Annotated in this window: 24 protein-coding genes and 2 tRNA genes; 15 read left to right on the plus strand and 11 right to left on the minus strand. The window is 61.1% G+C overall.

Annotated features, from left to right (window positions below; all coding sequences use genetic code 11):
- Window positions 1-40: 40 nt before the first annotated feature.
- Window positions 41-307 (minus strand): 30S ribosomal protein S15, encoded by a 267-nt coding sequence (gene rpsO / locus G7048_RS05140; protein WP_166067106.1) that lies wholly within the window; start codon window positions 305-307, stop codon window positions 41-43.
- A 620-nt stretch (window positions 308-927) separates the two neighbouring features.
- Here rpsO and G7048_RS05145 point away from each other — a divergent pair.
- Both G7048_RS05145 and greB read left to right on the plus strand, forming a co-directional pair.
- Window positions 928-1,004: transfer RNA gene (locus G7048_RS05145), tRNA-Arg, on the plus strand.
- A gap of 119 nt (window positions 1,005-1,123) precedes the next feature.
- The gene (gene greB, locus G7048_RS05150) at window positions 1,124-1,690 is read left to right on the plus strand and encodes a transcription elongation factor GreB (RefSeq protein ID WP_166067107.1); all 567 of its coding nucleotides are present in this window, start codon (window positions 1,124-1,126) and stop codon (window positions 1,688-1,690) included.
- 76 nt (window positions 1,691-1,766) lie between these two features.
- Here the strand turns inward: greB and G7048_RS05155 are convergent, their stop codons facing one another.
- The 4 genes from G7048_RS05155 to G7048_RS05170 form a co-directional block, all read right to left on the minus strand.
- A complete protein-coding gene (locus G7048_RS05155; protein ID WP_166067108.1) occupies window positions 1,767-4,046 on the minus strand; it encodes a bifunctional (p)ppGpp synthetase/guanosine-3',5'-bis(diphosphate) 3'-pyrophosphohydrolase in 2,280 nt (759 codons plus the stop codon).
- A 441-nt stretch (window positions 4,047-4,487) separates the two neighbouring features.
- Window positions 4,488-4,691, minus strand: a complete 204-nt coding sequence (rpoZ, locus tag G7048_RS05160; RefSeq protein WP_166067109.1) for a DNA-directed RNA polymerase subunit omega — start codon at window positions 4,689-4,691, stop codon at window positions 4,488-4,490.
- 21 nt (window positions 4,692-4,712) lie between these two features.
- A complete protein-coding gene (gmk, locus tag G7048_RS05165) occupies window positions 4,713-5,333 on the minus strand; it encodes a guanylate kinase (RefSeq protein ID WP_166067110.1) in 621 nt (206 codons plus the stop codon).
- 37 nt (window positions 5,334-5,370) lie between these two features.
- Window positions 5,371-6,267 (minus strand): YicC/YloC family endoribonuclease, encoded by an 897-nt coding sequence (locus G7048_RS05170; RefSeq protein WP_166067111.1) that lies wholly within the window; start codon window positions 6,265-6,267, stop codon window positions 5,371-5,373.
- 94 nt (window positions 6,268-6,361) lie between these two features.
- Here G7048_RS05170 and G7048_RS05175 point away from each other — a divergent pair, with 94 nt between their 5' ends.
- The 5 genes from G7048_RS05175 (at window position 6,362) to hemW (ending at window position 11,111) form a co-directional block, all read left to right on the plus strand.
- On the plus strand, window positions 6,362-7,369 hold the full coding sequence (locus G7048_RS05175; protein WP_166067112.1) for a serine/threonine-protein kinase: 1,008 nt from the start codon (window positions 6,362-6,364) through the stop codon (window positions 7,367-7,369).
- A complete protein-coding gene (locus tag G7048_RS05180; RefSeq protein ID WP_166067113.1) occupies window positions 7,366-8,286 on the plus strand; it encodes a PP2C family serine/threonine-protein phosphatase in 921 nt (306 codons plus the stop codon). The genes G7048_RS05175 and G7048_RS05180 overlap by 4 nt, the downstream gene beginning before the upstream one ends.
- A 19-nt stretch (window positions 8,287-8,305) precedes the next feature.
- A complete protein-coding gene (gene rph, locus G7048_RS05185) occupies window positions 8,306-9,058 on the plus strand; it encodes a ribonuclease PH (protein ID WP_166067114.1) in 753 nt (250 codons plus the stop codon).
- Between the two features lie 196 nt (window positions 9,059-9,254).
- A complete protein-coding gene (gene rdgB / locus G7048_RS05190; protein ID WP_166067115.1) occupies window positions 9,255-9,854 on the plus strand; it encodes an RdgB/HAM1 family non-canonical purine NTP pyrophosphatase in 600 nt (199 codons plus the stop codon).
- Window positions 9,855-9,869: 15 nt separating this feature from the next.
- Window positions 9,870-11,111 carry a radical SAM family heme chaperone HemW gene (gene hemW / locus G7048_RS05195; RefSeq protein ID WP_166067116.1) on the plus strand — a complete coding sequence of 414 codons (1,242 nt, stop codon included), beginning with the start codon at window positions 9,870-9,872 and terminating at the stop codon, window positions 11,109-11,111.
- 42 nt (window positions 11,112-11,153) lie between these two features.
- Here the strand turns inward: hemW and G7048_RS05200 are convergent, their stop codons facing one another.
- Window positions 11,154-11,525 (minus strand): I78 family peptidase inhibitor, encoded by a 372-nt coding sequence (locus tag G7048_RS05200; RefSeq protein ID WP_166067117.1) that lies wholly within the window; start codon window positions 11,523-11,525, stop codon window positions 11,154-11,156.
- A 258-nt stretch (window positions 11,526-11,783) separates the two neighbouring features.
- Between G7048_RS05200 and G7048_RS05205 the strand changes: the two genes are divergently transcribed.
- The 3 genes from G7048_RS05205 to G7048_RS05215 are packed head-to-tail and all read left to right on the plus strand — an operon-like array spanning window position 11,784 to window position 13,408.
- Window positions 11,784-12,518 (plus strand): hypothetical protein, encoded by a 735-nt coding sequence (locus tag G7048_RS05205; protein ID WP_166067118.1) that lies wholly within the window; start codon window positions 11,784-11,786, stop codon window positions 12,516-12,518.
- Window positions 12,511-13,095 carry a hypothetical protein gene (locus tag G7048_RS05210; RefSeq protein ID WP_166067119.1) on the plus strand — a complete coding sequence of 195 codons (585 nt, stop codon included), beginning with the start codon at window positions 12,511-12,513 and terminating at the stop codon, window positions 13,093-13,095. The genes G7048_RS05205 and G7048_RS05210 overlap by 8 nt, the downstream gene beginning before the upstream one ends.
- Window positions 13,096-13,129: 34 nt before the next feature.
- Window positions 13,130-13,408 (plus strand): hypothetical protein, encoded by a 279-nt coding sequence (locus G7048_RS05215; RefSeq protein WP_166067120.1) that lies wholly within the window; start codon window positions 13,130-13,132, stop codon window positions 13,406-13,408.
- 57 nt (window positions 13,409-13,465) lie between these two features.
- Here the strand turns inward: G7048_RS05215 and G7048_RS05220 are convergent.
- Together G7048_RS05220 and hrcA are read right to left on the minus strand one after the other, a co-directional pair.
- Window positions 13,466-13,544: transfer RNA gene (locus tag G7048_RS05220), tRNA-Ile, on the minus strand.
- Window positions 13,545-13,615: 71 nt separating this feature from the next.
- Window positions 13,616-14,620: a heat-inducible transcriptional repressor HrcA gene (gene hrcA, locus G7048_RS05225; protein ID WP_166067121.1), complete on the minus strand. Its 1,005-nt coding sequence runs from the start codon at window positions 14,618-14,620 to the stop codon at window positions 13,616-13,618.
- Between the two features lie 253 nt (window positions 14,621-14,873).
- On the opposite strand from hrcA, the gene G7048_RS05230 reads away from it, so the two are divergent.
- From G7048_RS05230 to rapZ, 3 genes are read left to right on the plus strand one after another with little or no spacing between them, the layout of a single operon-like run.
- Window positions 14,874-15,773 (plus strand): NAD kinase, encoded by a 900-nt coding sequence (locus tag G7048_RS05230; RefSeq protein ID WP_166067122.1) that lies wholly within the window; start codon window positions 14,874-14,876, stop codon window positions 15,771-15,773.
- 1 nt (window position 15,774) lies between these two features.
- On the plus strand, window positions 15,775-17,457 hold the full coding sequence (recN, locus tag G7048_RS05235; protein WP_166067123.1) for a DNA repair protein RecN: 1,683 nt from the start codon (window positions 15,775-15,777) through the stop codon (window positions 17,455-17,457).
- 27 nt (window positions 17,458-17,484) lie between these two features.
- Entirely contained in the window at window positions 17,485-18,360 is an 876-nt protein-coding gene (gene rapZ, locus G7048_RS05240; RefSeq protein WP_166067124.1) for an RNase adapter RapZ, read from the plus strand.
- A gap of 40 nt (window positions 18,361-18,400) precedes the next feature.
- On the opposite strand, the gene mutY is transcribed toward rapZ, so the two are convergent.
- The 3 genes from mutY to mutM all read right to left on the minus strand — a co-directional run bounded on the left by mutY (window position 18,401) and on the right by mutM (window position 22,427).
- Entirely contained in the window at window positions 18,401-19,447 is a 1,047-nt protein-coding gene (gene mutY, locus G7048_RS05245; RefSeq protein WP_371747648.1) for an A/G-specific adenine glycosylase, read from the minus strand.
- A 29-nt stretch (window positions 19,448-19,476) separates the two neighbouring features.
- Window positions 19,477-21,450: a dynamin family protein gene (locus G7048_RS05250; RefSeq protein ID WP_166067125.1), complete on the minus strand. Its 1,974-nt coding sequence runs from the start codon at window positions 21,448-21,450 to the stop codon at window positions 19,477-19,479.
- A gap of 161 nt (window positions 21,451-21,611) precedes the next feature.
- Window positions 21,612-22,427 (minus strand): bifunctional DNA-formamidopyrimidine glycosylase/DNA-(apurinic or apyrimidinic site) lyase, encoded by an 816-nt coding sequence (gene mutM, locus G7048_RS05255; protein WP_166067126.1) that lies wholly within the window; start codon window positions 22,425-22,427, stop codon window positions 21,612-21,614.
- 162 nt (window positions 22,428-22,589) lie between these two features.
- On the opposite strand from mutM, the gene G7048_RS05260 reads away from it, so the two are divergent.
- Window positions 22,590-24,335, plus strand: coding sequence for a tetratricopeptide repeat protein (locus tag G7048_RS05260; RefSeq protein WP_240933174.1), 1,746 nt, complete (start codon window positions 22,590-22,592; stop codon window positions 24,333-24,335).
- Window positions 24,332-24,835: a lipoprotein insertase outer membrane protein LolB gene (locus tag G7048_RS05265; RefSeq protein WP_240933175.1), complete on the plus strand. Its 504-nt coding sequence runs from the start codon at window positions 24,332-24,334 to the stop codon at window positions 24,833-24,835. The genes G7048_RS05260 and G7048_RS05265 overlap by 4 nt, the downstream gene beginning before the upstream one ends.
- Window positions 24,836-24,862 lie beyond the last annotated feature (27 nt).

Consider the following 24,862-nt stretch of genomic DNA (forward strand, 5'->3'; position numbering starts at 1 on the left):
GCTAGCGTGCTAACCCAGGCGTTTTCTCATGCTAAACCGATTACTTGCGCAGGCCCAGCTTGGCGATCAGCGCGGTGTAACGATCTGCGTCCTTGGACTTCAGGTAGTCGAGCAGCTTGCGACGACGGCTCACCATGCGCAGCAGGCCGCGACGACCGTGGTGGTCCTTGGCGTGTTGCTTGAAGTGAGGAGTCAGTTCGTTGATGCGTGCAGTCAGCAGAGCCACTTGCACTTCTGGGCTACCAGTGTCGTTGGCGGAACGAGCGTTTGCCTTTACGACTTCAGCCTTGATGGAAGATGCGATCATGATTTTTCCTTGATATAGAACTCACGCGGCGCTATCGAATACGAAGCACCAGAGCCCTTTGATTACTTGCGCTGCTGGCTGGAAGGGTCAGCGGCGTGCGTTCTGCACCATGCAAAACCCGACGATTATAACCGAAGCGGTTTTTGCACCTTTTACATCAGCCGCACAGGGCAATCCGCCAAGCGCTGACTTGGCTCATCCGGACACGGGCGCACCGTGCCAAAGATGGCGATCCACTCAACTCACAAGGGGGATTCAGCCATGCGCAATCATCTTCTTCACGTCACGCTCGGTCTGGTTGTCGGCGCCACGTTCTTTCTCGGCTCAGCACCCGATGTCCACGCAGCCAAGAAAAGCAAGGACGGTAGTACCACGCAGAAAGCACCCAAGAACAAGACTGAAAAGAACGATTCGAGCGAATCCCAAGCCGAAAGAGACAAAAGACTCTACAGAGAATGTCAAGGTTTGCCGAATGCAGGTGCCTGCTCGGGTTACACTCGCAGGTAACGCATGAATGAGCAACGAAGTGCTCGTCGAACGACAAAGAACTTCGGGCCTTTTGAGAAATTTTGGAAGTTTTCCAAAACATCGAAAAAAGCCATGCTATAATTCAAAGCTTGGCGGCTGTAGCTCAGCTGGATAGAGTACTTGGCTACGAACCAAGGGGTCGTGGGTTCGATTCCTGCCAGCCGCACCAAAACGACAAGCCTCAGAGTGGAAACGCTCTGAGGCTTTTTCGTTTTCAGCCCTCGCTTTTCAGCGGCGCGCGCATGGCCTTGCCGTACCCTCGTCCCGTTCTGAGGCAAGATTGCGCTCATGAACAAGGCTTTCACCAAAGAATCCGACGGAGATGATGATGATGATCTGCCCCAGACGGCAGGCATCCCGGCTGGCAGCAAGAACTACATCACACCCGCCGGTTACGCGCGCCTGCGTGCGGAGCTGATGAGTCTCATCGATGTCGAGCGCCCACAGGTCGTGGACATCGTGCACTGGGCCGCGAGCAATGGTGATCGCTCGGAAAACGGCGACTACATCTACGGCAAGAAGCGCCTGCGCGAGATCGACCGGCGCATCCGCTTTCTGACCAAACGCCTCGAAATCGCCGAAGTGGTCGATTCATCCAAGCATCAGGGCAGCGATCAGGTGTTCTTCGGCGCAACCGTCACCTACGTGGATGATCTGGACGACATGGAGCGCACCGTCACCATCATGGGCATCGATGAAGCAGACAACGCGCAGCAACAGATCAGTTGGGTCTCGCCCGTGGCGCGCGCGCTGGTCAAGGCACGCGAAGGCGATGAGGTGACGCTGCAGACGCCCGCAGGCATTCGCACGCTGGAGATCGTCGAGGTGCGCTACCCGGACCCGCCGGAGCAATAAGCCGAGTCCCACCCACAAAAATGCCAGCATTTGCGCTGGCATTTTTCATGGAGCAAGGAGCAAGCTCAATCCCGTTTCAGGATGAGAGCGGAATCTCGCGCAGCACGCGCAGGACCGAATGCGTGCGCCGCAGATTGCGCAGCACCGCATCGAGGTGCGACAGGTCACGCACCTGGATCAGGAAGCGCAGATCGATGGTTTCCTCCATCGCCTCGCCTTCCATGTCCACACGCACGATGTCGGCCTCGGAATTGGCCAGCTCGGCCGCCACGCGGGCGAGCACTCCCTTGCCATTGGTGACGGTGACGATGATGCCGGTCTCGAACACGCGAGAAGGCTCTTCCGCCCAGTCCACGGCGATGAAGCGATCACCATCCTTGGCCTGCAGCTTCATGGCGACGGCACAACGCACGTTGTGCACCACCAGACCTTCGCCGCGTCCCAGATAACCCGTGATCGGATCGCCCGGCACCGGACGGCAGCACTGCGCGTATTGCACCGAAGCGCCTTCACTGCCATCAAGCGTGATGCCGCCTTGCGAGATGGTCTCGTGCGAGCTGTAGCGCTCGCGGGTCAGCAGCAGCGCATCGGGGCGCTGGCCATCTTCCGACATCAGCAACGCCATGCGCTTGGCCACGATGCTGGCCACGCGCTTGCCCAGACCGATGTCGGTCATCAGCTCGGAGCGCGTGCGGCTGCCTGTGAAGCGCAACAGCTTGTCCCAGATGGCAGCCTGCGAGTCCTCGTCGGGCAGGTTCTCCATGCCTTCGGCGCGCACGGCCTGCGTGAGCAGTTTTTCACCCAGACTGGCCGACTCGGTCAGCTCCATCGTCTTGAGATAGTGGCGAATCTTGGAGCGCGCGCGGCCCGTGCGGACAAATGCCAGCCATGCCGGATTCGGATGCGAATCGGCCATGGAGATGATTTCCACCACGTCGCCGTTTTTCAGCTCGGTGCGCAGCGGCACCTGCTCGCCGTTGATCTTGCCCGCGACCGCGTGATCACCCACGTCGGTATGCACGGCGTAGGCAAAGTCGACCACGGTGGCGCCACGCGGCAGCGCCATGATCTGGCTCTTGGGCGTGAACACATAGACGGCGTCGGGGAACAGATCCACCCGGACATGGTCCCAGAACTCGGCCGCATCGCGCGTTTCGTTCTGGATGTCGAGCAGCGACTGCAGCCACTTCGTGCCCATGCGCTCGACGGATGATGCGCCCGCGCCTCCCACTTCCTTGTAGAGCCAATGCGCAGCGACGCCCGCCTCGGCCACAATGTTCATTTCTTCGGTGCGGATCTGGAACTCGATGTTCACGCCCGCAGGACCCACCAGCGTGGTGTGCAGCGACTGATAACCGTTGGCCTTGGCAATCGCGATGTGGTCCTTGAACTTGCCCGGCACCGGCTTGTACATCTGGTGCAGCACGCCGATCGCCGTATAGCAATCGGTCACGCTGGGCACGATGACGCGGAAACCGTAGATGTCGGTCACCTTGGCGAAGCTCAGGTGCTTTTCCGTCATCTTCTCGTAGATCGAGTACATGGTCTTTTCACGACCAGCCACCCGCACCGCCATGCCCATGCGGCTGAACGCGAGATCGATCTCGTTCTGCACCTTGGCCACCATGTCGCGGCGACGGCCACGGGCCTTGTTCACCGCCTTGGACAGCGTGGCGTAGCGCCATGGATGCAGATGGCGGAAAGAGAGGTCCTGCAGTTCGCGGAACGTCTGGTTCAGACCCAAACGATGCGCGATCGGCACATAGATTTCAATTGTCTCGGACGAGATGCGACCCCATTTGGAGCGCGGCATGTCCGAGAGCGTGCGCATGTTGTGCGTGCGGTCCGCCAGCTTGATCAGGATGACGCGCACATCGCGCGCCATGGCCAGCAACATCTTGCGAAACGACTCGGCCTGATTTTCTTCGCGCGTGTCGAACTGCAGCTTGTCAAGCTTGGTCAGGCCGTCAACCATCTCCGCCACCGACGCGCCAAAGCGATCCACCAGATCGGCCTTGGTCACGCCGCAATCTTCCATGGCGTCATGCAGCAGCGCGGCGCTCAGGGCCTGCGCATCGAGCTTCCAGCTCGCGCACAACGCGGCCACGGCAATCGGGTGGGTGATGTAGGGCTCGCCGCTGTTGCGCATCTGCCCCAGATGGGCCTGATCAGCAAAACGATAGGCCTGACGCACCTGCTCGATGCTCGATGCATCCAGGTAGTCCAGCTTTTCCAGAAGCGCAGCAAAGCTTGCCGCTGCCGCGTTGGCTGCGGCCGCACCAGAGCCACCGGACGACTTGATCGGAGGACTGATGTTCGACGATGTAGCGGTTGCCTGGTTAGACACTGCGTTCATGCCCCAAATGTAGCGTGTGCAAAAGAGTAAGACTATAAAGCGCTACGAAACTTGCGTTGCCGCGTAGGGACTCCTGTCCTTGCAGGGGAGTCTCCCGTTCCTAGCTGATTGCTGCGCAAAGCCGCCCGAAAGCGTATTTATTGCGGTGCAACAAACCCATATTAAACAGCCTTCACCCGAACGGGAAGCTTTTCGGCGTTGCCCCAGCGCATCAATGATTGATTTTGATGCGAAAAACAGATGCATCAAGAGAAAAAATCTTAATCGCTGTCTTAGACAGATACAGGCTGTCTCAGGGCCTGTGCCCGCAACTGCCTCACACCGCAACACACCTCTCCAAGAATATTTCAGGCAAAAAAAAGCGCCGTCAGACGGCGCAATTTTCTTTTGCCAGTCAACGGCCTACACCGTCAACCCGGCAGGGTTCGAGAAAGCCGAAGCTCAGCCCGGAACCTTCTTGAGCATTTCCAGACCGACCTTGCCGGCAGCGATTTCGCGCAGCGCGGTCACGGCGGGCTTGTTGCGGCTCTCGATTTTGGGCGAGTGACCTTGGCTCAGCATGCGGGCGCGATAGGTCGCGGCCAGAACCAGTTGAAAGCGGTTGGGGATCTGCTCGAGGCAGTCTTCCACAGTGATGCGGGCCATGTGTTTCTCCGGGGATCCAGTTCAGGGAATGTGGAGCGATTCGAAAGTATCAGCCCGTGCTCTGCGCTGGGCGGCGTACTTCAGACGCTGCGCGTGAACAATGGTTTTCAGATCGAAAAGCGCATGTTCAAAAACTTCATTGATTATAACGAAGTCGAAATTGCATGCCTGCGCCATCTCTTCGGCGGCATTCACGAGACGGTTTTCGATCACCTCCGGCTCATCCTCCCCGCGGCGCTCAAGGCGTGAGCGCAGCTCTTCCCAGCTCGGCGGCAGGATGAACACCAGCACGGCGTTGGCAAAGGTCTTCTTGACCTGCATCGCGCCCTGAAAGTCGATCTCGAGAATCACGTCCCCGCCCTTGCCGATGCGGTCTTCGATCGCCCGGCGCGAGGTGCCGTAGCGGCGACCATGCACGTTGGCCCATTCGACGAAGCCGTTGGCCGCAACCATGGCGTCGAACTCCTGATCGGAGGTGAAGAAGTATTCCCGGCCGTGCTTTTCCTGACCACGCGGCGCGCGGGTCGTGTGGGAAACCGAAGGCTGCACGCGGGTGTCGAGCTCGCGCAGCGCCTTCACGAGGCTGGATTTACCGGCCCCGCTGGGGGCCGACACTACAAATAAATTACCTGGATAGTCCATAGATTCGAGCACTTTGCGCGCTTCCAAAACGGAATTATCACTCGATGTTCTGAACCTGTTCTCGCATCTGTTCAATCAGCACCTTCATGTCCACGCTTATTTTGGTCAACTCCATTGCCGCAGATTTGGAGCCCAGCGTGTTCGCTTCGCGGTGCAGTTCCTGGATCAGGAAGTCCAGGCGCTTGCCCACTTCGCCGCCCTTTTTCAGCAGATGCTCGATCTCATCGAGATGCGAATCAAGGCGCGTGATCTCTTCGGCCACGTCGATGCGGATGGCAAACGCCGTCGCTTCGGTCAGCGCGCGGTCCTGCGCCATTTCCGGAGCCACGCTGCCTTCGGCCAGGCCCATGGCTTCTTTCCAGCGCTCCATGAAGCGCTGGCGCTGCTGCTCCACAAGCTGGGGAACCAGCGGCACCGCCTGCTTGGCCAGCGCGCGCAGTTGGCTCACGCGGTCGATCAGCGTGGCGGCGAGGCGCTCGCCCTCGCGTTCGCGGGCGGTGGTCAGGTCCTTCAAAGTGCCTTGGGCGAGCTTCTTGAGCGACTCGCTCCAGTCAAGCGTCGAGCCCGAACCCGTGGAGCACAGGCGCAGCGCGTCGGCAACACTCAGCGGAGCCGCGTCGGGCAGCCAGGCCGTGACAGTGTCCTGCAGGGAGCACAGGCGCTGCAGCATCTGCGGCGTCGGGTCTGGCAGGGACGCGTTGTCGTTCGCTTCCACGAAAAATGCGCGAACTTCCACCTTGCCGCGCTTGAGCTTGGCCGTGAGCAGGCTGCGAAGCATGGGCTCCTGAGCGCGCAAATCTTCCGTCAGGCGGAAAGAAAGGTCCAGAAAGCGGCTGTTGACCGATCTGATCTCCAGACCCAGTTGCCGATGCGGCGCGTTTTGTCGCTCTTCGCTCACTGGAGCCTCCAGCTGTGCGCTGGCGTACCCTGTCATGCTGTAAACTGCCATTGGACTTTTCGGTGGTTGGTTGCTTGCAATCCGGCGATTATCCGGGTTCTGACCGACCCGTGATTGCATCCACTGCCATATGTCGAAAATCAAGCCTTCTCCACTGCCCCCGGATACCGTCATCGGCGGATATCGAATCGTACGCCGCGTAGCCGCTGGCGGCTTCGGTGTCGTCTATCAAGCCATTGGCGCGGACGACCAGCCCGTCGCCGTCAAGGAATACCTGCCCTCGTCCCTCGCCTCCCGTGCGGCGGGCGAACTCGCGCCGGTCGTCGCCCCCGAAAAACTGTCTCTGTATCGACTCGGTCTCAAGAGCTTCTTTGAAGAAGGTCGCTCGCTGGCCCAGATCTCGCACCCCTCCGTCGTGAGCGTGCTGAATTTCTTTCGCGAGAACGAAACCGTCTACATGGTGATGAACTACCTGGAAGGCGCGACGCTGCAGGATTTCATCATCACCGCGCGCGACCAGAAGGCGCAGAAGATCTTCCGCGAATCCACCATCCGCTCGCTGTTCGACGAGGTGTTGCGTGGTCTGCGCATCGTGCACCAGCACAAGATGCTGCATCTGGACATCAAGCCCGCCAACATCTTCATCACCGACGACGACCGCGCCGTGATGATCGACTTCGGTGCCGCGCGCGAGGTGCTGTCCAAGGAGGGCAACTTCATCCGCCCGATGTACACGCCCGGCTTTGCCGCGCCCGAGATGTACCGCCGCGATGCGCAGATGGGCCCGTGGACCGACATCTACGCCATCGGCGCCTGCATCTACGCCTGCATGCACGGCTACCCGCCCACCGAGGCCACGCAGCGCTCGGACAAGGACCGCCTCACCGCCGCACTGGCCAAGATGCGCGGCCTGTATTCCGACAATCTGATCGAAGTGGTCGAGTGGTGCATGGCGCTTGATCCGCTGTCGCGCCCGCAATCGGTGTTCGCGCTGCAAAAGGAATTGAGTCGCGAGGGCGAGAGGCGCTATACCAAACTCACAGTCGCAGAGAAAATGCGCCTGCAGATCGACACACTCGTGGCTGACACACGCAACAACGTCCTCAAAGCAGGCAGCGGCCCAGGGAAAATCCAATGAAATTCTCCGTCTTCCAGATCAGCCGCAAAGGCGGCCGCGAAAAAAATGAAGACCGCATGGGCTATTGCTACACGCGGGAGTCGGGCCTGTTCGTTCTGGCCGACGGCATGGGCGGTCACCCTGATGGAGAAGTCGCCGCGCAGATCGCCATCCAGACCGTCTCCGCCCTCTTCCAGCGCGAGGCCAAGCCTGCTCTGGCCGATGTGCCCACCTTTCTGACCGCCGCGCTGCTGGCCGCCCATCACCAGATCCTGCGCTACACCAGCGACAAATCGCTCGGCGATTCGCCGCGCACCACGCTCGTCGCCGCCGTCGTGCAGGACGGTCGTGCGCAGTGGATTCACTGCGGCGACTCGCGCCTGTACATGGTGCGCGAAGGCCAGAAGGTCACCCGCACACGCGACCACTCCTATCTGGAACTGCGCAACGCGTCGTTCCAGGGCCTTGAGAACATCAACCGCAACGTGCTGTTCACCTGCCTCGGCTCGCCGTCCAAGCCGGTGTACGACATCAGCGATCCGGTGAATCTGGAACAAGGCGACCGCTTGCTGCTGTGCTCCGACGGCTTGTGGGGCGCAATCGACGACGACCGCATCGCCAAGGAACTGGGCCGCAACACCGTGTCCGAAGCCGTGCCCAATCTGGTTGAAGAAGCCCTGCGCGAAGCGGGCAGCTCCAGCGACAACGTCACCGTGGTGGCCATGGAGTGGGAGACCCCCGACCAGTTCGCCTCCACCATGGGCATCTCGACCGACAGCATCAGCGAAGACGTTTTTGCATCGACGATTCAGGCCGGACTGGGCGACAACTCCAACTTTCCCGACGAAAGCGACGACCTCGACGACGAGGCCATCGAGCGCTCGATCGCCGAGATCAACGAGGCCATTCGCCGCACCTCTGCGGCACGCAAAGCCTGAAAAGCGGACAATCGGGGGCATGACCCAAGCCCCTACCGCCAACGCCTCATCCGCTGATTTCGCCCGCATCGGCCGCGCCAACGACGCACTGCGCCCGGTGCGCATCACCCGCAACTACACCATGCACGCCGAAGGTTCGGTGCTGATCGAATTCGGCAACACCAAGGTGCTGTGCACCGCGTCGGTCGAAGAACGCGTGCCGCCGCACAAGCGCGGCAGCGGTGAAGGCTGGCTCACGGCCGAATACGGCATGCTGCCCCGCGCCACGCACAGCCGCTCCGACCGCGAAGCCGCCAAGGGCAAGCAGACCGGTCGCACCCAGGAAATCCAGCGCCTCATCGGCCGCAGCCTGCGCGCCGCGTTCGACCTGTCCAAGCTCGGCGAACGCACCATCCAGATCGATTGCGACGTGATCCAGGCCGACGGCGGCACCCGCACCGCAGCCATCACCGGTGCCTGGGTGGCCGCGCATGACGCCGTCACCAAGCTGCTCGAAACCGGCAAGCTCACCCAATCCCCCATCATCGCGGAAGTCGCCGCCATCTCGGTCGGCATCGTCGGCACCCAACCCATGCTCGACCTCGAATACCGCGAAGACGTCGCCTGCGACACCGACATGAACGTCGTGATGACCGGCGCCGGCCACTTCATCGAAGTGCAAGGCACCGCAGAAGGGGCCGCCTTCTCGCGCAAGGAAATGGATCAACTCCTCGACCTCGCAGAAAAAGGCATCAGCGAACTCATCGCAATGCAAAAAGCAGCACTGAAGTAATCGGCCAACGAAGAGTTCGCACAGCCCGAACTCTCACCACAACGCCAAGACAGCCCCTCAGGCTAGGCGTCGAAGCCGCAGACAGTATGTTCATACGGCAAGGCTTCGCAACAACGCATGAGGGGCTGTATTGGCGCCTCAAAACGAATGACCCATCGAAGCCGAACAGGCTTCGTACCCAACAAAAAAGCAAAAGATGAAAATCGTTCTTGCATCCAACAACAAGGGAAAGCTGGCTGAACTGCAATCGATGCTGGAACCGCTTGGCGTCGAGCTGATCCCGCAAGGCAACCTCTTCACCGGCGAAGCCGACGAACCCTACAACACCTTCGTCGAAAACGCTCTCACCAAGGCCCGCTTCGCCTCCGAAAAAACCGGCCTACCCGCCATTGCCGACGACGCCGGCATGTGCGTCGAAGCCTTCGGCGGCCTGCCGGGCGTGCAGACTGCGTACTACTGCACGCAGTTCGGCTACGAAAAAAGCGACGCCAACAACGTGCGCGCGCTGATCGAACAGATGGACAAGATCGACAACCGCCGCGCCACCATGGTGAGCACGCTGGTCGCCATCCGCAGCCCGCAAGATCCTGAACCACTGATCGCAGTGGGCCGCGTGCGCGGCGAAATCCTGCGCGAACCCAAGGGCACGAATGGCTTCGGCTTCGACCCCATCATGTTCATCCCCGAACTCGGCCACACCTTCGCGCAACTGCCGTCGGTCGTGAAGAATTCCTACAGCCACCGTGGCCGCGCCACGCAGCAACTGCTGGACATGCTGCGCGAAAACTGGTTCTGATTTTTTGACAGCGACATGAGCATTCCCATCATCAACGCAGACGCCACCAACCCCATCACGGGCAAGCCCCTGCGCTCCATCATGGACTACATGCGCCCCGGCGTGCTGCAACTGCAAAGCCTGCCGCCGCTGTCGCTGTACATCCACCTGCCGTGGTGTCTGAAGAAGTGCCCATACTGCGATTTCAACTCGCATGAAGCCCGTGGCGGCGAGCACGACGAGAAGCAATACCTCGCCGCGCTGATGGCCGATCTCGAAGCCGCGCTGCCGCTGATCTGGGGCCGCTCGGTGCACAGCATCTTCATCGGCGGCGGCACGCCCAGCCTGTTCTCGCCCGCATCCATCGACCAGTTGCTGAGCGATGTGCGCGCGCGTCTGCGCCTCGAAGCCGACTGCGAAATCACGATGGAAGCCAACCCGGGCACCTTCGAGAAAGACCGCTTTCGCGCGTATCGCGCGGCAGGCGTCACGCGGCTTTCGATCGGCGTGCAGAGCTTCGATGATCGCTACCTGAAAGCACTTGGCCGCGTGCACGACCGGGCCCAGGCACTGGCCGCCGTGGAAGAAGCCGCGCTCTCGTTCGAGACCTTCAATCTCGACATCATGTACGCCCTGCCCGGCCAAGGCCCGCTCGATCTCGAACGCGATCTGCAGACCGCGCTGTCGTTCGCGCCGCCGCATCTGTCGGTCTATCACCTGACCATCGAGCCGAACACCTACTTCGCCAAATTCCCGCCCGTGGTCCCGGACGAAGACACCGCCTACGACATGCTCGACCGCATCACCGAACTGACCGGCGCGTCAGGCATGAAACGCTACGAAATCTCGGCCTACGCGCGTGCCAATCACGAGTGCTGGCACAACACCAACTACTGGCAATTCGGCGACTACCTCGGCATCGGCGCAGGCGCGCACAGCAAGCTGAGCTTCGCGCATCGCGTCGTGCGCCAAGTGCGTTTGCGCGATCCGAACCGCTACATGGAAGGCGCACTCGCAGGCCTCGCCGTGGCGCAGGATGACGACGTGCGCCGCGCCGATCTGCCGTTCGAATACATGCTCAACGCGCTGCGCCTGCGCGACGGTTTTTCGCTGCAGGACTACATGGATCGCACCGGCACACCGCTGTCCACCATCGACGCCGGACTGAAAGAAGCCGAAGCCAAGGGCCTCATCACCCGCACCGGTTTGAAGATCCAGCCCACCGAACGCGGCTTTGATTTCCTGAGCGACCTGCAATCGCTATTCCTCGCGCCGTGATGGTTTCTTGACATCGCAGCGCGTGGACGGAAGGACGACACCTCAACCACAACGCGCCGCGATGATCTTCCCGCTCGCATCCAGCTCCAGATTCAGCCGCTGCTGATCGAACTCCTTCGTCACCATCTGCCCCGGCCTGAGCACCCGTGCCATGCGGGCCCCGGAACGCACACGCGCCTGCTCGATCACCTTGACCGTAGGCTGCTGCCCCACCACGCCTTGCGCAGGCTTGGCATCGCAGATGTCGCCGGGTGGCGCGGTTGATTTGCCAATGGGTTCAGGAGGCGACGCAGGCGTGGGCTTGGATACCGGCTGCGGATTGTTGCCCGCTGGGCTTTGGGGGGCAAAGGACGAGCACCCAGCGATCAACAACACTGCGCCAAGCGACACAAGACCCGATAAAACTGTTCGCATGGCGACCTTCCTTGTTCTGTGCCTATGTGCCTGAACCATACCGCATGCAGCGATGGCTTGGACTATCTGCAGTAACGACGCGTTGTTCATCCTTGTCAAAAGTCCACTTCTCGATCCGCTCATCGCTCCAGTACCTGCGACAGTTGGCAGGCCGCCAGCCTGAGGCCCCATCAATGTAAAACTTTTAGTTACAAAAACCAATACACTGTCGGCAGACGAACACCAGCGGCGAGTCATTTCAAAACACAGGAGGCTGGCATGAAATGGGTTTGGTTGATCACCGGGCTGCTTGCATCCAGCGCCAACGCTTTACCGCTACTCGCAGTTTCGGAGACCGCCTGGCAAGGGCTGGAGACTCATGAGAAAGCTGAGATCCAGCGCAGCTACCTGATCGAGACGGTAAGAGACAGCACCTTCGGCCTCATCATTGACAACCAGGGCGTGGACAGATCGACGCCAGGAACGCATGGTGGAGCGGTTCTCGGCAGCGCCATCGCCGACGTTTCGTATATCGATCGAGCCTTCAGTGGTGGTCACTATTCAGCCAAAACACACCTCGGTGTCGTGCTGCTTGGTGGCTTGCTCGGTTCTGCGCTGGACAAAGCCCCGCAGCGCCAATTTCAATTCAGGTACGCGATCAAACTGCAAGACGGCAGTGTCGTGTACCAAGACAAGTACTCGACCGAACCCTTTCGGCATCCGGCGGGCATATGCGTAATGTTGTCCGACCTGAGCGTTGCCGCCAACCAGAACCTGTGCTCGCAGACACCCGACGTACTCAGAGCAACCTATGTGCGGCAGACAGCGCTCAATCCAAGCAATGCCTTTGCAGCCACATCGTCCGTTGGATTGGAAGCGTCGCCGATCTCGTCGCCACCACGCATCCAGCCAATGACGAGCAACTCGGTCAGTTGCAAACTCAATTCCTTGCCACCCGTTCAGACAACTTTAGACAAATGCAATGCAATCAATGGGAGAGTGATCAATGAATAAAATTTTGGTCGTGATGATGGCTGCTGGATTGATGGCTGGCTGCGCCAACCGATATTCATTCGAAGGGCAACATTACAAGGGCGAGAAGCGATTCCAGACAGCGGTGGAACAAACACGCGTAGCTTCCATTGCGCAAGTGACTCCGCTGCCAGCCCCGCTTTCCGACAAGAAGTTGGTGGCCGTCCTGCCGGGAGTGCAGGCAATCACGGCAGAGAACACCAAACGCATTCAAGCCGAAAATCGCCGCGTTCCGCAAGGCAAGGAAGCCGTGATGATTTCAACGTTGAGCAAATCCAACTACGACCTTGTACGAGCAATGTACGAAGGCGTTTCCAAACGCGGCATATACAAAGAAGTGGAAATAAGGGATGCCGCAAGCATGGTGGTATCCGTTGAGCCGTCACCCGACTATGACGTGATCTACTTCACCGAGCCTGCATTGAATTCAGGGCAATACTTCTTCGCATCCAGCAAACACGGAAAGCAGGTTTTTGCATATGACAGATCCGGAGTGGGTCCAGCAGCCAAAGTGAACGCCTTCATAGAAGCAGTGCAGGCACTGGCGATCCGCAACTGACAAAACAACAACGACTGCCCCTGACCAGAAAATAATGAAGAAACTGATTTGGACAATACCGATGATTGCAAGCTTGGCAGCCTGCGCTACGGACAGCGCCGGAGTGGCGCCCTTGGGCGACGGACGCTACCTCATTCGCGGCAGCGACTTGACGGGGTGGAATGGTTCTGGAGATGTGAAAGTCTTGCTGTTGAAAGATGCCGGTGAGTTTTGCGCGAAGCAAGGCAAGGAATTGACCGGGGTGCGCACCAACGGGCTGGAAGCCAACTTGATCCGGGCCGCATCGGCTGAAGTGACCTTCAGGTGCAAGTGACAACAGGATCATGAAAAAAGGACTTGGCCGCACAAGCAGCCAAGTCCTTTTGTCGTTTGGTAGGGCCTCCCAGAGTCGAACTGGGCACCAATGGATTATGAGTCCACTGCTCTAACCAAGCATGAGCTAAGGCCCCGGGGATTCATTTTCAGATCCGTCCTCGCCCGTGTTGCACGGAGAGGAAACGAAGCATTGTAAGGGCTTTATTCAGGTCCGGTGACTGAGCGCGTTGCTCACGAGTTTCGAGGTGATGTCGACGATCTGGATCATCTTGTCGTAGGGCATGCGGGTGGGGCCGATCACGCCGAGGGTGCCGACGATCTGGCCATCGACCTCGTAGGGGGCGCTCACCACGGAGAGTTCCTCGAACGGCACGACCTGACTTTCGCCGCCGATGAAGATGCGCACGCCTTCTGCCTTGCTGGAGTTTTCGAGCAGGCGCAGGATTTGTGTTTTCTGCTCGAACAGGTCGAAGGCGCGGCGCAGGTTGCCCATGTCGCTGGAGAAGTCGCTGACCGACAGCAGGTTGCGCTCGCCAGAGATGACGACGCTGTCGGTGGAGTCGGACATGGCTTCGGTGCCGACGTTGACGGCTGCCTGCATGAGCGCGCCGATCTCGCTTTGCAGCGCTTCGACCTCGGATTGCAGGCGTTCGCGCACTTGCTCCATGGCGAGGCCGGAGTAGTTGGCATTGAGGAAATTCGCGGCTTCGATGAGCTGGGATTGGGAGTAATCGGCCTGGGTGAAGATCACGCGGTTCTGCACGTCGCCGTCGGGCGAGACGATGATCACCAGCAGGCGCTTTTCGGACAGTCGCAGGAATTCGATGTGCCTGAACACCGATGGGCGGCGCGGCGACATGACGACGCCGACGAATTGCGAGAGGTTGGACAGCAGGTTGGCCGCGTTGGCGATCACCTTCTGCGGCTGCTCGGGCATGAGTTGCATGGATGGCAACTCGTCGCGCTGCACGGTGAGCATGGTGTCGACGAACAGGCGGTAGCCACGCGCCGTGGGAATGCGGCCTGCCGAGGTGTGCGGGCTGACGATCAGGCCCAGCTCTTCCAGATCGGCCATGACGTTGCGGATGGTCGCGGGCGAGAGCTCCAGCCCCGAAGCGCGCGACAGCGTCCGCGAGCCCACGGGCTGGCCGTCGGCGATATAGCGCTCGACGAGCGCTTTCAACAATAACTTCGCACGGTCATCAAGCATTCGGGCATTCTAAGGCGCAGAGCCGTTTCGCGAGCGCCGCGGGCCCTGCTCGCCCTCCTTCGCACGCAGGGGTTAACCCTTGAGCTGCATGCCGACTCTCGGTGCTTATGCGCTGGCGAGGCGCGCGGGCATGATATACAAGCATCTGAAGCATTCCCGGTGTGACGATTGCCCTGATTTCCAGCCTGTGCGCCCCTTGCGCGAACGGCTCGGGATTCAATAAAGTCACATCACTTCATGATGTAATTTCCGAATGAATCTCACCTTTCGCAAAGTAGCCCTCATTGGTAAATACCAGCGTCTGGCATCCGACGCTGCCGCACTGGAGAAGTCGCGGCTGGCGCTGGAAGACATTGGCCGCTTTCTGGTCGAACAAGGCTGCGAAGTGCTGTTGGAAGACGAGAGCTACGCCAACACCGGCCTGCAAGGCTACGAAGTGGCGACCACCGAGCAGATCGGCATGCATGCCGAACTGGCGCTGGTGGTGGGCGGCGACGGAACCATGCTGGGCGCGGGCCGCGAGTTGGCGCGTTATCAGACGCCGCTGGTCGGCATCAACGGTGGCCGCCTTGGTTTTGTGACCGACATTGCGCTGGAAGACTACCGCAGCGCGCTCGCGCCCATCCTGCATGGCGACTATGAAGAGGACGAGCGCCCGATGATGCGTGCTCGCGTCATTCGCGGAAGCGAGTGCCTGTTCGAGGCGCTGGCGCTCAACGATGTGGTGGTGAACCGCGGATCGACTTCCGGCATGGTGGAGCTGCGCGTGGAAGTGGGCGGCGTGTTCGTGTCCAACCAGCGCGCCGACGGTTTGATCGTGGCCTCGCCCACGGGCTCGACGGCCTATGCGCTGTCTGCGGGTGGACCGATGCTGCATCCGTCGCTGCGCGGCTGGGTGATGGTGCCCATCGCGCCGCATACCTTGTCGAACCGCCCCATCGTGCTGTCGGACTCCGAAGAGATCGCCATCGAGGTGGTCGGCGGGCGCGATATTTCGGCCAACTTCGACATGCAGTCGATTGCCACGTTGCTGCACGGCGACCGCATTCTGGTGACGCGCGCCGAGCATTCCGTGCGCTTTCTGCATCCACGCGGCTGGAGCTATTTCGCGACCCTGCGCAAGAAGCTGCGCTGGAACGAAGGAGGCTCCTGACATGGCGCTCAAGCGCATTGCGTTGCGCGACTTCGTGATCGTGCAGTCGCTGGATCTGGATCTTCAAACCGGCTTCACCGCACTGACCGGCGAGACCGGCGCGGGCAAGTCGATTCTGATCGACGCACTGCAGTTGCTGCTGGGCGCGCGCGCCGAGACCGGCGTGATCCGCGAAGGAACCGAGCGTGCCGAGTTGTGCGCGGAGTTCGATCCGCCAAAGCAATTGAACCACTGGTTCGACGAAGCAGGCATCGAGCAGGAAGAATTGCTGCTGGTTCGCCGCACCATCGACACGCAGGGCAAGAGCCGCGCGTGGATCAACGGCACGCCTGTGACGGCCACGCAGTTGCGCGTGCTCGGCGAGCACCTGCTCGACATCCACGGCCAGCACGCGTGGCAAAGTCTCACGCGCCACGACAGCGTGCGCGCGCTGCTCGATGCCTATGCGGGCGTACAGACGCAGCCGCTCAATGCGCTGTGGAACGACTGGCGCGAAAAGCTCAAGACACTGGAACACGCACGCGCCGCGCAGGACACCTTGCAGCAAGAGCGTGAGCGCCTGCAGTGGCAGATCGGCGAGTTGAAAAAGCTCTCGCCGCGTGCCGATGAATGGGATGAACTCAACGCCCAGCACGCCAAACTGTCGAATGCGCAATCGCTGCTCGACAACGCACAGGAGGCGTTGCGTGCGCTGGAAGACGAGGACGACGACACGGGTGCGTTGTCGCGGCTGTCGCAAGCGCAGAACCTGCTGCAGAGCTACGAGCATGTGGACGAATCTTTTCGCTCGATGAACGAGGTGCTGTCGGCCAGTCTGGCGCAGGCCGAAGACGTCGTGCGATCGCTGCAGGGCTTTCTGCGCCACACGGAACTGGAGCCGCAGCGGCTGGCTGAATTGGATGCGCGCCTGTCGCAATGGATTTCTCTGGCGCGACGCTACAAGCGCCAACCGGACGACCTGCCTGCGTTGTGGGAAGGCTGGAAGACCGAGCTCAAAGCACTGGACAACGCCGCCGATCTGGACACGCTCGCCAAGGACGAAGGCACCAGCCGCGCGGCCTACGAAAAGGCAGCGCGTGCGCTGTCACAAAAGCGCACCAAGGCCGCGCCACAATTGGCGGGAGCTGTCACGCAAGCCATGCAGAATCTGGGCATGGCTGGGGGGCGCTTCGTGGTGGAAATCGACACCGCTGCCGAGGCCGGACCGCAAGGCATGGACCACGTGAGCTTTCTGGTCAGCAGCCATCCGGGCATGACGCCCAAGCCGATCGGCAAGGTGGCATCGGGCGGAGAACTCTCGCGGATTTCGCTTGCGATTTCGGTGACCACCAGCGAGCTGGGCGAAGCGCCCACGCTGATTTTTGACGAAGTGGATTCGGGCGTGGGTGGTGCTGTGGCGGAAACGGTCGGCAAGCTCATGCAGCAGTTGGGCAAGGCGCGTCAGGTGTTGACCGTGACGCACTTGCCGCAGGTGGCGGCCTGTGCCGATCACCATCTGGTAGTGGCAAAACACAAGAGTGCGCAGGGCACGACCAGCTCGGTCAAGCCTGCGAATGGCGATGCCCGCGTGCAGGAAATTGCGCGCATGCTGGGCGGCGAAAGATTGTCGGCCACCACGCTCGCTCATGCGCGCGAGATGCTGGAGCCGGCCGGAGCCCGCGCAGGCAGTGCAGTGAATGCTTGATTCTGAATTGAGGTGATGAGGTAGTTTATGGCGCTCGAAATTGTGCTGATCACCGGCATGTCCGGTTCCGGGAAGTCCGTGGCTTTGCACGCCCTGGAGGACGCAGGCTTTTACTGCGTGGACAACCTGCCGCCCGAGCTGCTGACGGCCTTCATCGGACTGGAACATGTCAACCACGGCAACCGACTGGCGATTGCGATTGATGTGCGCAGCGCCACCGCTTTGCCGCTCGTGCCAGCGCAACTCGACGAACTGCGCAAGCAAGGCGTGCGCGTGCAATGCCTGTTTCTGGACGCATCGACCGAGACGCTGGTGCGCCGTTTTTCGGAAACCCGCCGCCGCCATCCGCTGTCCAAGGACGAACTGCGCGAAGGTCAAAGCGCCCTGCTGCAGACCATCGATCTAGAGCGCGAACTGCTGGCCGATCTGCGCGAGCAATCGCATGTGATCGACACCAGCGCGATTCGCGCATCGCAATTGCAGGGCTATGTGAAAAGCCTCATGTCGGTGCCACCAAGCCGCATGATTCTGGTGTTCCAGTCATTCGCATTCAAGCGCGGCGTGCCGGTCGATGCCGACTACGTGTTCGATGTGCGCATGCTGCCGAATCCGCATTACGAGCCTGCGCTGCGCGATCTCACCGGCAAGGATGCGCCGGTGGCGGAGTTTCTGGAGCAGCAACCTGCCGTGAATCTGATGGAGCAGCACATCGAGAAATTTCTCGAACACTGGCTCGATGCGCTTGCCGAAAACCACCGCAGCTATGTGACCGTGGCCATCGGCTGCACAGGCGGGCAACACCGCTCGGTGTATCTGGTCGAGCGGCTGGCCAAGCACTTCAGCCCCAAGTGGAACACGCTGCGCCGCCACCGCGAAATGGATGCGCGCGCAAGCGGCCACTGAGCAGCAGCGGGCCACATCCGGCCACTTTGTCCGAAACGTCTCAGAACTTGGCGAGCAGCTTGCGCACGGGCGCAGGCAAGCCGAGATTGGCCCATTCGGTCGGTGCAAAAAAGCCTGCGCCATCGGCCTCGCTGACCTTCCATTTGCGCGCAGATGCATGCATCACCACCGGGTGCAGATACAGATCGCGGTGCGTGAGCACATGCGTCACCACAGCCAAGTCTTCGAGCTGCGCGTTGCTTCCCGCAGCATGTTCCAACAACGTGCGTTCTTCAAACACCGGTGGGCAATACAGCCCCGCCCAGATGCCGGTCTGCGGTCTGCGTTCAAGCCAGAGACGCCCTGCCGCATCACGCTCCAGCAGCAGCCACCAGGAATGCGAACTGCGTTTGAGCTTGCACGTGCGAACAGGATATTCCTCGGGATCACCGTCCTTGTGCGCAACGCACACCGATTCGAGCGGACACAGCATGCAGGCCGGTGATTTGGGTGTGCAGATGCCCGCGCCCAGATCCATCATGCCCTGCGTGTAGCGCGGCATGGTGTGGTGTAGATCGTCGTTGGGCAGCAACTGATCGGCCAGCGCCCACAGCTTGCGCTCGTTGGCGGCCACGGCCAGGTCGTCATCAAAACCGAGCACGCGCGTGAGCACGCGGCGCACGTTGGCATCGAGAATCGCGGAGCGTTCGCCAAAGCAGAACGAGGCAATCGCGCCAGCGGTCGAACGGCCAATGCCCGGAAGAGAGGAAAGCTGCTCGACTGTATGCGGAAACTCGCCGCCGAAGTCGCTCACCACCATCTGCGCCGCCTTGTGCAGATTGCGCGCGCGGCTGTAGTAGCCAAGGCCGCTCCAGAGCGCGAGCACATCGTCCTGCGGCGCAGCGGCGAGCGCCTTCACATCGGGAAAGCGCGCGAGAAAACGTGCGTAGTAATCGAGAACGGTGGTGACCTGCGTCTGCTGCAGCATGATCTCCGAGAGCCACACACGATAGGCGTCCCGCGTGTTCTGCCACGGCAGATGGTTGCGACCATGCTCTTTCTGCCAACGCACGACGCGCGTGGCGATCTCGGGAATCCCAATTGTCATCAGCGAATTATCACTGACATCGCCGATGTTCAATCGAACAGCAGATCCACTTCGGCGTGCTGCAGCATGCGCTCCTGCGGGGCAAGCGGCGTGTGCACGAGACGGTCGGTGAGGCTGGTGAGACGGTGTTCAAGCTCGGTCAGATGCTGGTCAGCCGACTCGATTTCCGCAATGCGCTCCACCAGACCGTTGGCCGCATTTTGGATGCGGTCCACCGCTTCGATGCGGCGCGAGAAGCTGCGCTTGCGCTCGCGCAGTTGAGCATCGAGCTGCGCCGTGGCCGACTTGCTCCACAGCTCCAGTTCGTTGGATGCGGAATCGAGCACGGCGCGCAGTCGCAGCGTCAATCCACGCAGCAGACGCTGTGCGAATTCTGGCTGAGCAAGACGCAGCGTGTTGCCCATACCGATGTATTGCTCGTGCCGGCGCTCGATCTCTGCCACGTCGGCAATGAACGACTCGAACTGCGGCGCTGCAGGCACCTGCAGCGAGAAACCGAACTCCGCATTGAGCTGGCGGAACGTTCCGCCCAGCATGTCGCGAATCTCCAGACCCGAGGCCTGCGAGGCTTCGAGCAGACCTCGAACGCGCGCCATGGTGTCGGCATACACCTTGCGCAGCCCCAGCTTGAACACACCGCCCTTCAGCGCTTCGGCCAATGGTTCCATCTCGGCCTTGAGTGCGCGCGAGCCAATCTTGTGCAGCACCTCACGCATCATCTTCAAATGCACGGCACGCAGGGCCAGCACCTTGGCCGTGCTGGAATCGAAATCGCGCTGCTCCAGCTCGATGCGACCGCGCATCGCCTGAATGACAGTGGCGTTCTTGCCACGCAGGCTGTTGAGCTCCGACATCTGGTCATCCAGATCGCGACGGCGAATGTTCAGCACGCGCGTGGTCTCGGCATGCAGGCCGGTCACGCCATTGGCGACGACACCGCGCAGAATGGACTGGCGACGGCCAAGAATGCCCTCGCCCAATGCTTCTTCGAGATGCGGCAATCCGCTGGCTTCGAGCAGCACATCGTCCGCCGTGATCTTGGCGACCAGACCCTTCTGCGCCGACACCGGCACCACTTGGCTGAGCGACACGCCCAGAATGTCGGCCGAGTTGCGGCATTGCTGGTCGAGCTGCTCCTGCACCTGCGTGGGTGTGTTCAGCGAATCCCACAGCGTGTCGATCTTGTTGAGCACGACAAGGCGTGTCTCGTTGTTCTCGGCCGATGCGCCCAGATGCTCGCGCCAGATGGACAGGTCCGAGCGCGTCACGCCCGTGTCCGCACCCAGAATGAACACCACGGCGTGGGCCTGTGGAATCAGGTTGATGGTCAGTTCGGGCTCGGCACCGACGGCGTTCAAACCCGGCGTATCCAGAATCACCAAGCCTTGCGTGAGCAGCGGATGCGGCACGTTGATGAGCGCGTGCCGCCACTTGGGCACCTCGACCATGTTGTTCGCATCGGCCAGCGGATTGTCGTCGGGCGAATCGTCATGCCAGAAGCCCAGCGCGCGCGCTTCGTCGATCGTCACGCGCAGCACTTCCGATACCTTGGACAGCGAATCGGCCATCTGATCCGCATCGTCGATGTCGAGAGGAATCTCGTTCCACTGCTGCTGCTTGAGACGCCATTCGGCCAGGCCCTGTGGCTGCAGCCGCGTTTCGATGGGCAGCAGGCGCAGGGACGCCACCGTGCCTGCTTCGTAGGACAGCTCGGTCGGGCACATCGTCGTGCGCCCGGCGCTCGCGGGCATGATGCGTCGGCCATAACCGGCGAAGAAGATCGCGTTGATCAGTTCGGACTTGCCACGCGAGAACTCGGCGACAAAGGCGACCATCACCTTGTCGCTGCGCACCTGTTCTTCGAGTCGCTTCAGGCGCTCTTCGATGGAAGCGTCCATCAGATCATGTGCGCTCATCCATTCAGCCAACTGCTTGAGCTGCTGGGCAAATGCGCGCTTCCACACGCCGTGCTGGTCAAACTGTTCGTTGAATGAGGGTCCCACGCTGAATCCGCTTTATTGTTATATCGTATCGACCATTGATTGGCGATTGATATGAAAGTTGCCTATATAACGCAATATAGCATCGCCCCATGGAAAAACGGCAAAGCATTTGTGGTCTGTCGACTCGACTTTACCTATAGACAACAGTACCGGCGCATGGGTCACGGCTTCTGGCAATGGGCGCAGAAAAACGTGCTCCGCTGTCCTTGCCGCAGCATCTTGATGGCCGCGCCGCAGACCTTGCACGGCTGCCCCTCGCGGCCATAGACATTGGCCTCCAACTGAAAGTGCCCGGCATTGCCATCGGCCGCAGAAAAATCGCGCAGCGTGCTGCCGCCCGTTGCCACGGCCCGCGCCAACACTTCGCGAATGGCGGTATGCAGCTTCAAAGCACGCGCAGGGCCGATCTTGTTGGCGGACGTCGTCGGCCTGATGCCGGAAAGAAACAGCACCTCGGACGCGTAGATGTTGCCCACACCAACGACGATCTTGCCGCTCAGCAGCAACTGCTTGACCGGCAGACGGCTGGCCTTGAGCCCTTTCTTGAAGGCGTCGAAGTCGAAGTCATCTTCGAGGGGCTCAGGCCCCAGCTTGGACAGCAACTTGATCGCAAAAGAATCATCCTCACCGCCAAACGCCATCACCGCCCCGAAACGGCGCGGGTCATGCAACCGCAACAAACCATGCGTCGTGGTGAGCTGGAAATGATCGTGCGAGCCCAAAGGCGGAAGTTCGGATGCGAAACGCAGACTCCCCGACATGCCCAGATGCAGCATCAGCAGGCCGCGATCAAGATCCACCAGCAGATACTTGCCGCGCCGCCGCACCTGCAGCACCGTGCGGCCGACCAGCGATTCGGGCGCCACACCCAGCGGCCAGCGCAGCGGCTTGCCAAGAAAGACCGAACTTATCTGCGCTCCGCTGATCTGTTCAGCAAAGCTTCGCCGCGTGACTTCCACCTCCGGCAACTCTGGCATATCAACAATCACTTTCCAGTACAAACAAGGACATGGGGGCGCAGCGTCGCGAAGAGTAGAGACTCTGAAGTGGCGTGCGCGAGCCAAAGAACCACAGGAACCGACCCGAGCATGGATTATTATGATCTGATGGTGCAAATTCATCGTTTACGGGCAGTTGCCATGGCCGCGGCCATGGCCATGTACGCCCACGCTTCCTGGGCGCAGGCACCTGCCGAGCCCGAATCCCCCACCGCTCTGCCCACCGAGGAAGAATCATCGTCCAGCGACGACAAGGCGGCCGTGGATGCGGAGCTGTTCTACGAACTTCTGGTGGGCGAGATGACCACCGGGCAAGGCGACGCCGCCTCGGGCTATGCACTGATGCTTGATGCGGCGCGGCGCAGCGGTCAGGAGCAGCTTTACCAGCGCGCCACGCAGATTGCCCTGCAGTCGCGCTCGGCAGAAAGCGCGTTGATTTCGGCCCGCGCCTGGAAGGACGCCTTCCCCAACTCGCGAGACGCCAACCGCTATCTGCTGCAGATTCTGGTGATCCTCAATCGCACCGCCGAAACGGGTGGCCTGCTCAAGCAGGAGTTGGCGCTGTCCAATCAACGCGTCAAGCTGCTCACCCTCAAGGCATTGCCGCAGGTCTACGGCCGCGTGAGCGACAAGGCACTGGCCGCCAAGGTAGTGGAAACGGCCGTCGCTGGCGAACTGAACAACACGGCCACCGGCCCGACTGCATGGACCACCGTGGGACGCATGCGCCTGGCAGCCGACAATACCGCTGGCGCGCTCGATGCCGCCAGGAAGGCCATGGCTCTGGACCCCACCGACGATGGCGCAGGCACGCTGGCGCTGCAACTCGTCGATGTGGGCGCACCCGGCGCGCAGAGTCTTCTCAAGACCTATCTGGCCGGCCACCCCAGCCCCGAAGTGCGCATGAACTACGCGCGCTTTCTGCTGCAGACCGCGCGCAACGAAGAGGCACGCGAACAACTGAACCTGCTCACCAAGAGCAACCCCGAGCTTGCCGATGCCTGGCTGGTGCGCGCATCGCTGGACGTGCGAGCCAAGCGCCCCGACGACGCGGATGCCGCCCTGCAGCAATACATCAAGCTGTCAGAGCCGAACATCAGCAACCCCACGGTGGCCAAGGCGCTGTCGCGTGCCTACATGATGGCCGCGCAGATCGAGACGGACCGCAGGCAGTACGCCAAGGCGCAGACCTGGCTGGCCAAGGCCGACAAGGCCGCACCCGGCGATTTCTCGGTGAGCGTTCAGCAAGCATCGCTGCTTGCCAAGCAAGGCGACCTGCCCAAGGCGCGCGCGCTGATTCAGGCCCTGCCCGCCAGCTCTGTCGACGAACAGCAACGCAAGCTGCTGGCCGACGCGCAATTGCTCAAGGAGGCCAAGCAGTTCGACGAAGCGGCCAAAGTCACCGGCAAGGCCGTTGAGCTCACACCCGACGACAACGACCTGCTCTACGAACAAGCCATGCTGTCGGAGAAGGCGGGCAATATCGCCGACATGGAGCGCCTGCTGCGCCAGATCATCGACCGCCAGCCCGACTACCACCACGCACGCAATGCGCTGGGCTATTCGCTTGCCGATCGTGGCGTGCATCTGGAAGAAGCCAAATCGCTGATCGACTCGGCCCTCAAGCTCGCGCCGGAAGACCCCTTCATCCTCGACAGCAAGGCCTGGGTCGAATTCCGCCTGGGCAACAAGCAGGAATCGGCTCAGCTCTTCGAGAAAATCTTCGCCAGACAGCAAGATGCCGAAATCGCCGCGCACTACGGCGAGGTGCTGTGGAGCATGGGCGAACATGACAAGGCCAGACAAATCTGGCGCAAGGGCCGCGAGAGCGAACCCGATAACGAAACGCTGAACGAAACCTTGAAGCGTCTGGGAGTCAAGCTTTGACGCAGGCTCGGGCTTTTTCGCGCCGAGTCATCGTGCTGGGAGCGGCGGCGCTGCTCGCAGCCTGCGCCCAGCCCAAACGCGCGCCGAACATCGCCATGAACGGCGAAGATATCTGGACCGGTCGCCTTGGTTTGCAGGTGGATGAAGGCGCGGAGAAGAATTTCAGCGCGGGCTTCGACCTCTCGGGCGACGTCGAGCGCGGCAATCTCACGCTCTACAACCCGCTGGGCAATGTGCTGGCCAAGCTGCAATGGTCACCGGGAGTTGCCACGCTCGACTCGCCCGATCAGAAGCTGGAATCCGACTCGCTGAGCGCGCTCGTCATCCAACTGACCGGCAACGATCTGCCGATTCAGGCGCTGTTCGGCTGGCTGCGCGGAGTGGATGTCAAAGTCACGGGCTGGACTGCCGACCTGAGCCGCATCGACACGGGCCGCCTCACCGCCACCCGCTTTTCGCCGCAACCCGGCGCCGTGCTGCGCATCGTCCTCAATCGCTGAGGCGGCGCTTTCTCCGCACATAGATAG

Source organism: Diaphorobacter sp. HDW4B, assembly GCF_011305535.1.
GTDB lineage: Bacteria > Pseudomonadota > Gammaproteobacteria > Burkholderiales > Burkholderiaceae_C > Diaphorobacter_A.

Excerpts from the sequence above, each read along its gene's own strand:
- G7048_RS05200 (WP_166067117.1), bottom strand. The coding sequence starts at position 11,525 with ATGCGAACAGTTTTATCGGGTCTTGTGTCGCTTGGCGCAGTGTTGTTG.
- recN (WP_166067123.1), top strand. The coding sequence starts at position 15,775 with ATGGCGCTCAAGCGCATTGCGTTGCGCGACTTCGTGATCGTGCAGTCG.
- G7048_RS05170 (WP_166067111.1), bottom strand. The coding sequence starts at position 6,267 with ATGACAGGGTACGCCAGCGCACAGCTGGAGGCTCCAGTGAGCGAAGAG.
- G7048_RS05215 (WP_166067120.1), top strand. The coding sequence starts at position 13,130 with ATGAAGAAACTGATTTGGACAATACCGATGATTGCAAGCTTGGCAGCC.
- rdgB (WP_166067115.1), top strand. The coding sequence starts at position 9,255 with ATGAAAATCGTTCTTGCATCCAACAACAAGGGAAAGCTGGCTGAACTG.
- G7048_RS05155 (WP_166067108.1), bottom strand. The coding sequence starts at position 4,046 with ATGAACGCAGTGTCTAACCAGGCAACCGCTACATCGTCGAACATCAGT.
- rpsO (WP_166067106.1), bottom strand. The coding sequence starts at position 307 with ATGATCGCATCTTCCATCAAGGCTGAAGTCGTAAAGGCAAACGCTCGT.
- rpoZ (WP_166067109.1), bottom strand. The coding sequence starts at position 4,691 with ATGGCCCGCATCACTGTGGAAGACTGCCTCGAGCAGATCCCCAACCGC.
- mutM (WP_166067126.1), bottom strand. The coding sequence starts at position 22,427 with ATGCCAGAGTTGCCGGAGGTGGAAGTCACGCGGCGAAGCTTTGCTGAA.
- mutY (WP_371747648.1), bottom strand. The coding sequence starts at position 19,447 with ATGACAATTGGGATTCCCGAGATCGCCACGCGCGTCGTGCGTTGGCAG.
- greB (WP_166067107.1), top strand. The coding sequence starts at position 1,124 with ATGAACAAGGCTTTCACCAAAGAATCCGACGGAGATGATGATGATGAT.
- G7048_RS05175 (WP_166067112.1), top strand. The coding sequence starts at position 6,362 with ATGTCGAAAATCAAGCCTTCTCCACTGCCCCCGGATACCGTCATCGGC.
- G7048_RS05180 (WP_166067113.1), top strand. The coding sequence starts at position 7,366 with ATGAAATTCTCCGTCTTCCAGATCAGCCGCAAAGGCGGCCGCGAAAAA.
- rapZ (WP_166067124.1), top strand. The coding sequence starts at position 17,485 with ATGGCGCTCGAAATTGTGCTGATCACCGGCATGTCCGGTTCCGGGAAG.
- G7048_RS05205 (WP_166067118.1), top strand. The coding sequence starts at position 11,784 with ATGAAATGGGTTTGGTTGATCACCGGGCTGCTTGCATCCAGCGCCAAC.
- rph (WP_166067114.1), top strand. The coding sequence starts at position 8,306 with ATGACCCAAGCCCCTACCGCCAACGCCTCATCCGCTGATTTCGCCCGC.
- hemW (WP_166067116.1), top strand. The coding sequence starts at position 9,870 with ATGAGCATTCCCATCATCAACGCAGACGCCACCAACCCCATCACGGGC.
- G7048_RS05260 (WP_240933174.1), top strand. The coding sequence starts at position 22,590 with ATGGCCGCGGCCATGGCCATGTACGCCCACGCTTCCTGGGCGCAGGCA.
- G7048_RS05230 (WP_166067122.1), top strand. The coding sequence starts at position 14,874 with ATGAATCTCACCTTTCGCAAAGTAGCCCTCATTGGTAAATACCAGCGT.
- gmk (WP_166067110.1), bottom strand. The coding sequence starts at position 5,333 with ATGGACTATCCAGGTAATTTATTTGTAGTGTCGGCCCCCAGCGGGGCC.
- hrcA (WP_166067121.1), bottom strand. The coding sequence starts at position 14,620 with ATGCTTGATGACCGTGCGAAGTTATTGTTGAAAGCGCTCGTCGAGCGC.
- G7048_RS05210 (WP_166067119.1), top strand. The coding sequence starts at position 12,511 with ATGAATAAAATTTTGGTCGTGATGATGGCTGCTGGATTGATGGCTGGC.